Origin of the sequence: Larkinella sp. (genome assembly GCF_965227735.1) — a bacterium.
Classification (GTDB): Bacteria; Bacteroidota; Bacteroidia; order Cytophagales; family Spirosomataceae; genus Larkinella.
Genome location: NZ_OZ245776.1, coordinates 1,826,290 through 1,839,381, shown reverse-complemented (window position 1 = coordinate 1,839,381; position 13,092 = coordinate 1,826,290). Strand labels below are relative to the sequence as shown.

The window sequence follows — 13,092 nt, the reverse complement described above, 5'->3', positions numbered from 1 at the left end:
TTGGGGGTAAAATTTACCAGAATGCGACTAAATCACCGCTTACGTTTTCGACGACGTAGTGCTTTCCGTACTTTTTGTCGCCGGATTTGAAGGCGGTTTTTCCTTTTTTCCAGGGATAACTGGCATTGGTGTAAACGTTCAGACCTTGTTCCGTCACCTCGTCGTCCGGGTAAATCCGCACCGTCGCGTTTTTCAGGCCCGTCAACCGCACGCAGCGTTTCATGTGTTGTACGCCCGAGGTCATCTCCTGACACGAAACCATGCCCTCGGCCTGATCGACAAAAAAGCGGCTTTCGCGGTGCCAGGCTTTGGGCATCGCATACACCGAATAACCCTTGACCAGTTCGGTTTCGTAACCCGTCAGAATGGGCGCGCCCTGGGGTAACTTGAACCGATGGGTGATGGTCGTGTTCGGGCAATAGCCGGAGAACATGAACCCGTTGCTGCTGCGCGAAATGGTCAACACCGGGTTTTTCACCGCCGGATTCCGCTTGTCGACCCGGTAGTCGATGCCAAACTCGTTCAGCACATACCGCATCAGCAACGGCCCCGTGAACAGCTCCTCGGGATTGTCGGGCGTCAACAGTTTTCCGCCCGTAAACTTGCTCGAATTGGTGCCGCGCACGTAGGCCACTTTTCCGCCTTTCCACGTCTGATTTTCACGCACCCAAACGACATCGCGTTCGCTGCCGGTCTGGGTCATTTTGGCCAGCACTCTGGTCCCGGCATCGGTTTTGTTTTTGACCTGCGTAGCGACACCGCCCCCCGAAAACAGCGCCTGATGGACAATTTTGTTGGGGTAGGGCTTGGTCAGTTGATCCAGCGTGATACTGGATTTGACCTGAAAATCACCTTCAAGGGCTTTCGTATTCTGAAGATTCAGTAGATTCAGAAAAGCCGTTCCGGCATGGTCGGCGGGGCCGTAAACGAGCAGTTTTCCGCCATTCTGTACAAAGTCGATCAGCTTTTTTTCGAGCGATGAACCGGCTTCCGGCACAATGGACACCAGAACGGATTCGTTGAAATAGGCCGGTTTTTCAGTAACGACTTTCTGGAAAGAAGTGGTCGAGATGATCGTGTTGAGCGGAAAACCGTTGTTGATGGCCTGCCGGATGAGCCAGTCGCCGTAGTAGATTTCCGGCAGTCGGTCCGGGTGTTTGTAGGCCCAGGTGTGGTATTCCTCGAACGGATAGACCCAGACCAGCGGCCCCGGTGCCGTCGGCGAATCGTAGCGGGCTTTCAGAATGTGGGGCGTCACCTCGTCGGGCACCTGCGCGGGCAGCTCACCATAGGAGTTGTCGGCGGTCAGAAAATTCAGGTGCGTTGGCAACCGGATTTCGCCCTTCGCGTTGATGCGGGCGACCGAAAGCGGCAGGTAAATGTCGTGCGGTTCCTGCCCGTACCGATCCAGCCAGGGGCTGTTGACCCACCACGGATCGTGGGTATAATACCGGAACAGATACCGCTCGTCGGGCAGCTCGGCCATGCGCGACATGTAACCGACCATTTCCAGCCCAAAGTCGCCATCCAGAGCCGCCCAGGGCGAATTAGGTGGCGGCAGCATGTTGTATTTTCCACCGTAAATCTGCTTCAGATCGACGCCGTCGCGCGCCAGATCCGCGCCGGTGGAGAGGTTCGTGCCGCGCGTCTGAATCTGGAAGTTCGGGCATTCTTTCCGAAACAGGTTCCAGAAACCGGCAATCAGTTCTTTCGTCGTCGCCAGTTTTTCCGGCAAAAACGCCTTCCCCGTAAAGGTTGCGCCGGTCGACGACCAGCCTTCGACGCCAAAGCCAAAACCGTTGCTGAGCCAGATGTAATCGTACCCCAGATCGGTTAAAAAGTGTTGACTCTGACGACCCAGGAAGGTACCGAACGGTGTATTGGCGGGAATGCCTTTCGGAAAACCGGCGTACGAATCTGTATCGGCGTTCAGTGTCGAGTAGCAACTGACCATCGTTTTGTGGCCCATCGCATTGCCGCCCAGAATTTCCGGGTGTTTTTTGTACTTGAACTCAGACTTGGCAAACTCCGGGCCGGGGTCGAACGTGGCGCCGATCATCACGGGTTTGCCGGTAATTTTTTGCCCCGTTTCTTTCAAGGTCTGGATGATGAATTTCAGGTCGCCGTAGGTAAACCGGGGCGGGTTTTCCATGTACAGATAGGCGCGTTCGTGGAGCGACAATTCCTTCGGCCCCGACCCGACTTCGTGCTGCGTGTTGGGATTGCCGATGTACCGCGCCCACTCCAGCGGCTGTTTTAGATCGCCTTTGTAGTCCAGAATTTCCGATCCGTCCGACGTCCAGAGCATCACCGAAACCGTGTCGGTATGCCGCAGGAGCGACTGCCACTGGGTGAAGAGTTCCGTCGCCACCTGCTGAATATATGCCTTGTCGTTCTTCTTGAACGGTTTGAGCGAGGCTTCCAGCGTGATGTTGTGGAACGGTTTTCCTTTCAACGTGGAGTTGTCCAGATTCGGGGTCTCCGTGGGAATGAAGCCCCACAACAGGAAGGTTAATAGGATGAATAGGCGCATTTTTTGAATGAGTTGTTACACAGAGTTGATCAGAGAAAATCAGAGTTTATCAGGGTTTTTCTCTAATTGCCTCTGATTCTCTCTGATTAACTCTGTGTAATAGTTAGCATCAATACCCCGGATTTTGCTTGATCAGCGTCGGGTTCAGGTCGACTTCGTTCTGCGGAATCGGGAAAATCAACTCGAAATCGTCCACTTTAAAGGATAGATTCAGGCTGGCGTAATGCGCGTTCAGCACGGTTTGCGCCCGGCCCGTCCGCACCAGATCAAACCAACGCTGGCCTTCGAACAGAAACTCGACCCGGCGTTCTTTTTCGATGGCGGTCCGTAGTCCGGCCTGGGTAAGCCCGGTTAAGTCCGGCAATTTGGCCCGCGTCCGCACCTGGTTGATAAAGGGCAGAGCCTCGGCGGTTTTACCCTGTTCGTTCAATACTTCCGCGTACATCAGCAGCACATCGGCATGCCGAAGAACCGTGTACGTGATGGTGCCGTCGGACAGGTCAATGGCTTTGAAATCCACGAATTTCAGACCGTGACGGCTGTATGATTTCCGGCCATTGATCAGCAAAACCGAATCGTTGACCGAGATGGCTTTGCGGGCATCACCAGTTTCGTAGGCTCTGATCAAATCCAGCGTCGGCACAATGCGCCCGGAGCCCTGGAGGTTGCCCGGAAAAATTGCCATACTGGTGATGGCTGGCGTAAACAGGGCCGAATAGTTGTTGCCCATGCTGCGCCCCGCCACGTATTCAATTTCGAAAATCGACTCGGCCAGGTTGTTGTTGCCGTTGGTGAACAGCGTCCGGTAATCGGGTACCAGCGAATAGTTTTTGGCGTCGATCACTTCTTTCAGTTTGGTTGCGGCCAGGTCGTAGTTTTTCAGCGTCAGGTGGACTTTTCCCAGCAAGGCTTTTACCGTCGGGCGCGATGCCTTCGTGCGGTCGGAATTAAGCGTAGCCGGCAGCAGTGTTTCGGCACTGGTCAAATCCGCCAGAATGACTTCATAGACCTGCGCGGCTGGTTTCAGGGCCAGATCGGCGGCTGCCACTTCGGCCGGACTGCTGAATTCCTGACTGATGATCGGCACATTCCCAAACAGCCGGACGAGGTAAAAATAGCTGTAGGCCCGCAGGAACTGGGCTTCCCCCTTGATGCGGTCTTTGATGGTTTGGTCGAAATTGACGCCGTCGATGCGGTTGATGATCGCATTGCTGCGGGAGATGGTGTATAAACACGTGTTCCAGGCACCCTGAATATTCGAGTTGGTCGAAACCACCGCATTCTGGTCGAGCTGCATCTCGTTGACCGAGGGCGACGACCACTGAATTTCGGTGTTGTCAGTCGTCAAATCGGCCAGATACACCACGTTACTGGTGTTGAACAAACCGCGGAAGGTGCTGTAAACGCCCGTCAGGGCCGTCTCGAAATCGTTTTGATTTTTGTAAAACGTTTGGTCACTGATCTGGTATTCAGGCGTCAGGGCGAGAAAGTCCTTGCAGGAAGTAGCCGTAACGAGCAGGAGCAGGAAGATTAACAGGTTCTTTTTCATAGCAGTATCTGGAATCAGGATTAGAAAGTTACCCGCAAACCGATCGTGTACGTCCGGGGGTTGGGATACGCAAAAAAGTCGATCCCGCTACGGGCAATGTTGTCGCCCGTCGTGCTTCCTTCGGGGTCATAACCGGGGTACTTGGTAAAGGTGTAGAGGTTCGTTGCGTCGACATAAACCGAGAGAGCCTGCAACTTCAGTTTGCTCACCACCGTTTGGGGAAGCGCGTAGGCCAGATTGACGTTCCGGATGCGGACAAACGAGCCATCGAACAGGTACTTGGTCGTACCGGCACTGAATCCGAAGGCGTAGTCGTTCCGAATGGCGCGCGACATCGTTCCAGCTCCGGGCTCCGTCGGCGATTTCCAGCGATCGGCCATGATGCCCAGTTGATTCTGCACCCCGGCACCGTTCAGCGACACTTCGCCCCCCTGGAAATAAATCTCGTTCCCCTGCGAACCGTTCACGCTGATGTTCAGGGTCAAGCCTTTGTAGGTGAAGCGGTTGCCCATGCCCCAGGTGAAATCCGGCCAGGGATTGCCGACGATGGCCCGGTCGTTCTGGGTGATGGTTCCGTTGCCGTCGGCGTCCTGATACCGGTAATCGCCGGGCTGTACCCGGGGGTGTTGTTTCGGACTGGCGTTCACTTCTTCCTGCGTCTGGAATACGCCCAGAATGTTGAGCAGCCGGAAGCTGGAGATGGGATAACCCACCTGCGCTACCTGATAATCAGACGTTTGAATCCGGGCGGTTTCGGAGTTGAGGGCCAGCACTTTGTTGCGGTTCCAGCTAATGTTAAAGTCCGTATTCCACTGGAAAGCGCCTTTGCGGATGTTTTCCGAATTGATCGTCAGTTCAATCCCTTTGTTCTCCACTTCGCCGATGTTTTGCAGGGAACTGCTGAAACCGGAGGCTGCGGGCAGAATGACATTCAGCAGAAGGTCCTTTTTGTGGGTCCGGTAGGCATCCACCACAAACGACAGGCGGTTCTGGAACAACGAGAGATCAAGACCGATGTTGGTTTGCACCGATTGTTCCCAGGTCAAAACCGTATTGGCCAGACTGCTGGGCACCACGCCCGAAATTACCTGCCCATTGGAAACGTTCCGCGAGATGCCCAGCAGACCCTGGCTGGCATAATTCGGAATCAGGTTGTTGCCGGAAATCCCGTAGCTCGCCCGGATTTTCAGATCGCTGATGAAGCCGACCGGTTTCATGAACGACTCGTCGGACAGGCGGTAAGCCGCCGAAAAGGAGGGAAACGTCCCCCAGCGGTTTTCACGGCCAAACCGCGAACTGCCGTCCTGCCGGATCGTGGCTGTAAACATATATTTTCCGGCCAGTGTGTAATTGACGCGGGCCAGCCACGACATCATCGACCATTCACTTTTGTAGTTGGTTCCGGACGTAACGGCTCCGGCGGCCAGGTACGGCACGTCGTCGGTCGGGAAATCGGAGGCTCCGGCCTGCAGAATTTCATCGGTATTTTTCTGAACGGTGTAGCCCACCAGCGCGTCGAGGTCGTGTTTTTCGCCAAACCGGTGCCGGTAATTCAGCGTATTCTCGTTGAGCCAGTTCAGGCTTTTGCCTTCCGTTACCCCGGCTGTTGCCGCACCCGTTCGGCTGGTGGCCAGCCCCACTTTCGATGATTTCCACAGGCGGGTGATGTTGTTGGAATAATTGACGCCCACCGACGTCTTGAAAATCAGGCCGTTCGCAATTTCGTATTGCAGGTAATTATTAGTGAAAACGTTGGTATTGTTCCGTTTATCGGTGAATTCAGCCGCAATGATCAGCGGGTGTTCGACCGGGATGCCCGTCGGGTCGGAGAACTCGGAGTAGAAATTGCCGTTCGCATCGTAGACCGGAATGGTCGGATCGCTGGCCAGAGCCGCCGAAATGAGGCCCCGGTGTTGCAGGTGACCTTCGGCGCGGGCAAAATCACCGTACGAGTGCGCCCCCGAAAACGACGCGCCCAGTTTCAACTTCGGAGTCAGTTGAGCGTCGATGTTGGTGCGGAGGGTAAACTTCTTGAAATCAGAACCGATGATAATGCCCTTCTGGTCGAAATAACCGCCGGAGACGTAATAGCTGACGTCTTTGCTGGTACCGCTGGCGGCCAACTGGTAGTTCTGCACCAGACCCTGCTGGAAGATAACGTCCTGCCAGTCAGTGCCATACCCGGAGTTGGCAAACTGATCCGGCGTCCGGAAACCCGGTTTTACCTGCGTGGCCGTGCTGCGGAGGTTGTTGGGGTCGGTGGCTTTTCCGCCGGCAAACACCCAGGCATTATCGCGTCCTTCGGCCACATATTGAGCATACTCGCGGGGCGTCAACAGGTCCAGTTTTTTGGCCAGTTGCTGAATACCGGTCGAGTGTTCGAAGTTAATCGTGGTTTTTCCCTGCTTGCCGCGCTTGGTCGTAATGATCACCACCCCGTTGGCTCCCCGCGATCCGTAAATGGCGGTGGCTGAGGCATCTTTCAAGACCTGGATGGATTCGATATCGGACGGGTTGATCGTACTGAGCGGGTTGATCCGGTTGGTTCCGCTGCTGCTGGCAATGTTGCTGGCTGAATAGGAACTGGAGCTGAAACTGCTCAGATCGGAGCCACCACCGCCTGTTCCGATGGCGTAGCCGTCGACCACATACAGGGGCGAATTCCCGCCGGTGATCGAACTGATGCCCCGGATAACGACGTTGACGTTCCCGCCCGGTGCGCCCGAGGTTTGCGTGATCTGCACCCCCGCAACTTTCCCCTGCATCATCTGATCGACGCTCGTGGCCGACGGAACCGGGACAAGGTCCTTGCTGGACAGATTGACGATGGAGCCCGTCAGATCCTTTTTCCGCTGGGTTCCGTAGCCCACCACCACCACATCCTGCAATTGCTGCTGATCGGTTTTCAGCGTAATGTTGAGGGACGAACGGTTTTTGACCGCTATTTCCTGGGGCGTATAGCCGATGAAACTGACGACAACCGTGGCATTGGGCGATACCGACAGTTTGAAAGCACCTTCGGTGTCTGATGTCGTTCCGTTGGTCGTGCCTTTTTCCGTAACGGTGGCACCGATCAACGGCTGGCCGTCTTCTTCGGCGGTTATTTTGCCACCAAGGGTTACTTTGCCACCCGACTGAGCCAGGGCAAGGGTACTGGCGATCCCGATAGCGAACACACTGACCAGCAGCAGTCGCAGACGATGGAAGAGATTAGGGTTCATAGGAAGAGGGTTTAGTACGCTGATTTACCGGAGGTTATCAATTAATAATGACAGATTCGATTTTGAGGTACTCGGCAATTTTTTGGATCGTTTCGGCGTGGTGGCCGACGCCCAGCGCGAAGTGGTGCGTGGGGCCTTCTTTGATCCAGCGTTTCAGGAACGTCCGGACGTCCGGTTTGAAAAAACCGCGCGTGTTGGTGTTTCCCGTTGGCGGGATGGGTCCGGCCAGCGATTCGCCTTCGGCGATGATGAACTTCATTTTTCCCTCGTAGGTCGAGTTGATGCTCAGCATCGTAATTGGTCCCTGTTTGATCTTGAACTCGACGCCCGCGCCAAAACCGGGTTTGCCGTGGTATTTTTTCAGGCTCCGCAGAATGGGCTGGCCGTCGGCGATGGCGATGTTGTGCGGCCCGTCGTGACCCACCAGCACAAAATCTTCCTTGAAATCGACCGGGTGAAACTCCGCGAAACTGCCGCCGATGCCCAGCCGTTCCATGATGAGCATAGCAATGCAGGTTTTCAGGTCCGACTCGCCACACATCGGGAAGCCCGCGCCCTGGAGCAGGGAGTTGCCCACGATCAGGTTCGACATCACTACCCGCGTGTCGCTGCCATCGGGCCCGTCGTAGTAATAAGCCAGTCCGTCCAGTTTTTTCGCCTTGACAAATTTTTCGAGGGCCACCGTCACCTGAGCGGCAATGCGCAGATCCGAGTCCCGCAGTTTTTCAGAAATGGGGTCCGAAACCGGGTCGGGCGTGTCGAAAAAAGCCAGAATCCGATCCTGAACGACCTCAATCTCCTCTTCCGTCGCCTGCTGGTACTGCGTAACAATTTCGTGGGCTTCACACTGGACAATGTGCGCTCCGAAGTGCGCCGTCAGCATCGTCGAGTCGGAATGCATGTCGAGCATGGCCTCGATGGGGTGGCCGATGTGCCCTATTTTGGCGGTTTTGAGATCGTGCAGAACGGCGGCAATCCGGCAATACTCCTCAATTTCAGCTTCCGCAGCCGGATCGTCATACAGTGTGCCGATCACCATTTGCGGGACTTTTTTGCCCATTCGAACGGCTACACCGGCAAATTCCGGTAGCGCACAGATGTCGTCGTTGTAGAGTTGCAGGTAGGTCGACGCCCGGCTGTAATCCATCGCTTTGTCGGGTTGCAGGGCGACGAGCACAATTGGGGTGTCGATGCTTTTGATAATGACGCCGAACGTGCTGGAAGTGGCGTAGGTCAGCATGTCGCAGAAAATCAGGTCGAGGTTGGCGGCCTGGAGTTTCGGAACGATCTCGTAGGCTTTCGTCACGTCATCGACCAGTCCGAAATCGACAATATCCACGCTGTCGAGGGCTTCGATGCGTTCGATAAAAACCGCCTGTTTTTTCAGTAAATCATCCAGCAAGCCGTCAAATTGACCCCAGTATTTGAAGTAGCCCACGCCAAAGACCCCGATCCGGGCGCGCGTTTTTTTTCGTTTTTCAAAACCCGTCTGTACGGAAGCCACGTGGTTGAGCGATTCGTTTTCCATAGTTGCTAAGTTGTATCTTCTTTCTATTTAGTTAACGCACTAAGTTAATTGTTACAAATTTCATTTAGCCCCCGGTTTTAACCGTGGGTTCAAATAGTGTCAAATGGGTATTCGACAAACCGTTTCAACGGTTATTGGATTGTTGATAATGATTGGGCAAAACCGTTAAAACGGTTATTGGTTTGGCCCATCGCCATTCGTTTCCCACGGTTAAAACCGTGGGCTGTTAAAAAAATGACTCTTCATTACACGGATTATATCAATCCGCCTGAATTCCTTCTGGAATTACCGGAACTGGCTCTCCGAACAACGGCTTAATCCTGGGAATCAGCCAGATAAACAGCACAAACGCCAGGGGATACAGTAATCCCGACGCGATCCAGAGCGGGCGGTAGGAGTACTGCTGAATGACGACACCCATCAACGGATTGAGCAACAGACCCGAAACCGCCCCCGCCGTTCCCGACAAACCCACTACCGTCGAGGTCGCTTTCTGGCCGAACATGTCGGAAATCGACGTGATGTAGTTGGTAATCCAGAAACCGTGGGCGAACATGAACAACGCCATCAGCGCAATGGCCACTTCTACAGACGACACCCACTCGATGGCCGGGGTCAGCAGCGTGAGTCCGGCCGCAATGCCCATGACGGTTTTCCGGGCTTTGTTTACCGAATAGCCACGGGCAATGAGTTGACCCGAAAGCCAGCCGCCGAGGATATTGGAAAGTCCCAGGGCCAGGAACGGTATCCAGAAAAGGCTGCCAATTCGCTCAAAAGACACATTCCGTACGGAACTCAGGTATTTCGGAATCCAGAACATCATGAAGTAAAAAACCGGGTCGAGCAGAAATCGCACCAGAATAAACACCCAGGTGGGGCGGTTTTTGAGCAATTGCAGAAACGATACGGTTTCCTTCTTTTCAGACAGAACTGGCGATTCAGTAATCAGATTTTCCTTTTTCCAGGGGATCAACAACCAGATAACGACCCAGGCAATGCCGATCAAACCGGGGATCAGAAAACCGCCCCGCCAGCCGTAATGGGCCGAAAGCCAGATGGTTAGGGGAGGAGCCACAACGGCTCCGATGGCCGAACCGCCAATGGCGATGCCGTTGGCCAGCGCACGTTCTTTCTTGTCGAACCAGCGGTAAACCGTCCAGGCAGCCCCGGGAAAACAACCGCCTTCGCCCATACCGAGCAAAAACCGGAACGTCAGCAACTGCGTGAAACTGGTCATTACGGCGTGCAAGCTATTGGCAATCGACCACAGGCCGACGGAAAGGGCCAATCCCATTTTCCCGCCAATCCGGTCAATAAGCCAGCCGCCGAGCGTAAACATCAGGGCATAACTGATCAGGAAACTGGTATTGATCATGCCATACTGAACATCCGTGATGTTGAACTCTTCCTGAATCTTCAGAATCGCGATGGAAAGCACCTGCCGATCCAGAAAACTCAGACCGGTTGCGATGAAAAGCAGAAAGACAATGAGCCAGCGGAGGTTGTTTTTCATTTTTTAGAACAAAGAAGTTAGAAATGAGAGTAAAGACATAAACCGCTAGTCATTGAAGTAATCGGTCTATAATCTCATGTCTTTCATCTCTTGTCTACGACAGCTTAACGCACTAAGTTGCTGTTTGCAAAGATAGAAGTTACGGGACGAATAAATCAAGCGCTCGTGGTACTTTTTTTTAAATAAATTGCAGGAATCCAACCCGGCGATTCAGCCGCGCAGGGTGATCTTGGCCCGGTGGCAAACGCCCCCAATGGGCGGGTTGAATTTGGAGACGCTCACTTCGACCGAATCGACGTTGGGGTAGCGTTTCCGGATTTCGGTGATGATGTTGTGAGAAATGTGTTCCAGCAGCCGGGCGGGGCGCTGCATGGCTTCGTGGGCGATGCGGTACAATTCGCCGTAGTTGACGGTGGTACTGAGCTTATCGACGCGGGCGGCTTCGGACAGGTCGGCCACGACCGTGATGTCGACCGAGTATTTGTTGCCAATCTTCTGTTCTTCGTCGTAGAAGCCGTGGTAGGCGAAAAATTCGAGACCTTCGAGCGCAATAGTTCCCATAAAGAGGGGCCTGACGGTTTTTGGCCGCCTTTCCAACCGGTTAGATTTTCGCCCAAAAGTAGAACAAAAAAGCGGACTCGACGTCCGCTTTGTATTAAATCTGATCAAAGAATGATCCGGAGCTTTTTTTCTTTTCGCCCGAGTCCGATTCCTCGTGAACGGCCTGGGGTTCGGTGGTCTCTTCGCCTTCGGATTCCTTTTCGGCCATAGGCTCCGAAGCTGGAAATCCCGCTTCTTCTACTTCCTCGCCCTGGGCGGCAACCGGATCTTCAACGGCTTCATCCGCCGGTGTTTCGGTTGCTTCGGCCGCGTGTTGCAGCGCATCGTCCGTGTTTTCGACGTGCAGGGTTTCCGGGTCCACCAATTCCGTATCGGAAGGGTGGGTTTCGGCTTCGTTGGTTGCCACCGGCTCGTCTTCGGTGTGTTGGGCGGTCACTTCATCGATTTTGGCCTGCAACGACTGCTGGTCAAATTTCTTCTCAAACCGGTCGACGCTTTCGATGGCATTGCCCGCCAGTGTGCGAATCTGCTTGATGAGTCCTTCCTTGTATTTCTCCATCGCCTTGAAGTCGTGTTCCATCGACTTCAGGTCGTTCAGGATATTTTCTTTAATAAACCGGGCCTGGTTTTCAGCGTCCTGAACCATCAGCGTCGAACGTTTGCGGGCATCGGCCAGGATTTCATCGGCTTTCTGCTTCGATTCGCTGAGGTATTTCTCTGCGGCTTTGTTGGCCTGATCAGTAATCTGGGTGCTGGTGTCGTCGGCGGTTTTCAACGTTTTGAACAACGTCATCTCGATGTCCTTGAACTTGCTGAGTTCTTTTTCGGCCAGTTCGAGTTGCATCTTCAGCATTTTTCCTTCACTCGTAACGCGTTCCCATTCCTGCGAAAGTGACGCCAGAAAGGCATCGACTTCGTCGGGGCGGTAGCCGCCGAATCCCTTTTTTTCAAATGTATGCTGCCGTATCTCGATGGGCGTAATTTTCATAATTGAAAGGGTTAATGGTGACAAATGGTCACTTGTCTGCTAAAAGTAAAGTTATCCGACCGAAAATATCAATTTTTTAGTTTGAAATTTGTCAAAAAGCCGAAAAGTAACCAAATCATTTACCTAGCGGGTAATTTCCCAGACCGAGATCAGTCGATCGTCGCTGGCCGAAATGAGTTGGTGCTGATACGGACTCCAGAGCAATTTGTTGACCGATGTCCCGTGTCCGGCATGCCGCGCCCGGTCGATGACTTTCAACAGCCGGAATGTCTCTGCATCCCACACTTTAATGGCTTTATCCATGCTGGCTGTAGCAAATAACGCGCCATCCGGACTGTAGCAGATGTGATTAATGGCGAATAAATGGGCCGCAATATCACTTTTCAGGCTGTATCGGTCCCTGACATCCCAGATTTTCAGGTGGGCATCGCGCCCCGCCGAGAGCAGATACCGCCCGTCGGGCGAATAGTGAACAGTGAAAACGGAGTTCGTATGCGCCGGAATGACGGATTTGAGCGTCAGGCCATCCTGGTCGAAAATCCGGATGCCGTTGTCGCTGTAGCCCACAGCCACCTCCCGGGTTTTCGGATTGATGGCAATGGACCGCGCGCTTTTATCGCTGACTTTGAGGTGTTTTTTAACGACAAACTCCGCCACGTCCATCACCACCAGCACACCGTCGGACAAGGCAATCCAGGCCGTTCCTTCGCTGATTTTGATGTCGAAAATAGCTGCTGAGGTGATCTGGGCCGAGCGAACTTCCTGTTTCTGAATGGGATCGATGATGTGAATACCGTCGTAGTTTTGCCCCACCCAGAGCTGTTTCCGTTCCGGATCGAACGCCAGGGCGTAGACGGAAGCCGGAATGCGGGCGAGCAGCGAACCCAGATCCGGTTTGTCCAACTGCCAGCGAACCACCAGCCCATCGGCCCCGGCCGAAAAAAACTCGGTCGGCGAGGCCCCGGCATCCAGCGTATACACGCAGTCGCGGTGGCCGGCAAAAGTGTCAATTTTATGGACTTGCATACTTTGAGACAAGCTTTAGAACATCGAATAATGAATATTGAATACCGAATATCGAAGTGAGTAGCGGGTTCCCGGCTTCGATATTCGGTATTCAATATTCATTATTCGATGTTATTCACTTCACGGCTTCTGCTATTTTATAATTTCGTGCAAAACTAATCAGAAAACCGGGA

8 protein-coding genes are annotated in these 13,092 nt (G+C 53.8%); all 8 read right to left on the bottom strand.

The genetic code is table 11. From position 1 onward, the window contains the following. Nucleotides 1–13: 13 nt before the first annotated feature. Nucleotides 14–2,533 (bottom strand): hypothetical protein, encoded by a 2,520-nt coding sequence (locus ACO064_RS07045; protein ID WP_421826682.1) that lies wholly within the window; start codon nucleotides 2,531–2,533, stop codon nucleotides 14–16. A 109-nt stretch (nucleotides 2,534–2,642) separates the two neighbouring features. After that, nucleotides 2,643–4,082, bottom strand: a complete 1,440-nt coding sequence (locus tag ACO064_RS07040; RefSeq protein WP_421826681.1) for a RagB/SusD family nutrient uptake outer membrane protein — start codon at nucleotides 4,080–4,082, stop codon at nucleotides 2,643–2,645. A 20-nt stretch (nucleotides 4,083–4,102) separates the two neighbouring features. Beyond that, entirely contained in the window at nucleotides 4,103–7,303 is a 3,201-nt protein-coding gene (locus ACO064_RS07035; RefSeq protein WP_421826680.1) for a SusC/RagA family TonB-linked outer membrane protein, read from the bottom strand. Between the two features lie 37 nt (nucleotides 7,304–7,340). Next, on the bottom strand, nucleotides 7,341–8,831 hold the full coding sequence (locus tag ACO064_RS07030) for an arabinose isomerase (RefSeq protein ID WP_421826679.1): 1,491 nt from the start codon (nucleotides 8,829–8,831) through the stop codon (nucleotides 7,341–7,343). A gap of 259 nt (nucleotides 8,832–9,090) precedes the next feature. Continuing rightward, on the bottom strand, nucleotides 9,091–10,344 hold the full coding sequence (locus tag ACO064_RS07025) for an MFS transporter (RefSeq protein WP_421826678.1): 1,254 nt from the start codon (nucleotides 10,342–10,344) through the stop codon (nucleotides 9,091–9,093). A gap of 210 nt (nucleotides 10,345–10,554) precedes the next feature. Beyond that, a complete protein-coding gene (gene folB / locus ACO064_RS07020; RefSeq protein ID WP_114407317.1) occupies nucleotides 10,555–10,905 on the bottom strand; it encodes a dihydroneopterin aldolase in 351 nt (116 codons plus the stop codon). A 94-nt stretch (nucleotides 10,906–10,999) separates the two neighbouring features. Then, on the bottom strand, nucleotides 11,000–11,893 hold the full coding sequence (locus tag ACO064_RS07015) for a DivIVA domain-containing protein (RefSeq protein ID WP_421826677.1): 894 nt from the start codon (nucleotides 11,891–11,893) through the stop codon (nucleotides 11,000–11,002). 123 nt (nucleotides 11,894–12,016) lie between these two features. Then, nucleotides 12,017–12,919, bottom strand: a complete 903-nt coding sequence (locus ACO064_RS07010; RefSeq protein ID WP_421826676.1) for a WD40 repeat domain-containing protein — start codon at nucleotides 12,917–12,919, stop codon at nucleotides 12,017–12,019. Between the last annotated feature and the right edge of the window lie 173 nt (nucleotides 12,920–13,092).

Bases quoted from the DNA above. Each gene is read 5' to 3' on its own strand.
- ACO064_RS07035 (WP_421826680.1), bottom strand. From the start codon at position 7,303: ATGAACCCTAATCTCTTCCATCGTCTGCGACTGCTGCTGGTCAGTGTG.
- ACO064_RS07030 (WP_421826679.1), bottom strand. From the start codon at position 8,831: ATGGAAAACGAATCGCTCAACCACGTGGCTTCCGTACAGACGGGTTTT.
- ACO064_RS07015 (WP_421826677.1), bottom strand. From the start codon at position 11,893: ATGAAAATTACGCCCATCGAGATACGGCAGCATACATTTGAAAAAAAG.
- ACO064_RS07025 (WP_421826678.1), bottom strand. From the start codon at position 10,344: ATGAAAAACAACCTCCGCTGGCTCATTGTCTTTCTGCTTTTCATCGCA.
- ACO064_RS07040 (WP_421826681.1), bottom strand. From the start codon at position 4,082: ATGAAAAAGAACCTGTTAATCTTCCTGCTCCTGCTCGTTACGGCTACT.
- ACO064_RS07010 (WP_421826676.1), bottom strand. From the start codon at position 12,919: ATGCAAGTCCATAAAATTGACACTTTTGCCGGCCACCGCGACTGCGTG.
- folB (WP_114407317.1), bottom strand. From the start codon at position 10,905: ATGGGAACTATTGCGCTCGAAGGTCTCGAATTTTTCGCCTACCACGGC.
- ACO064_RS07045 (WP_421826682.1), bottom strand. From the start codon at position 2,533: ATGCGCCTATTCATCCTATTAACCTTCCTGTTGTGGGGCTTCATTCCC.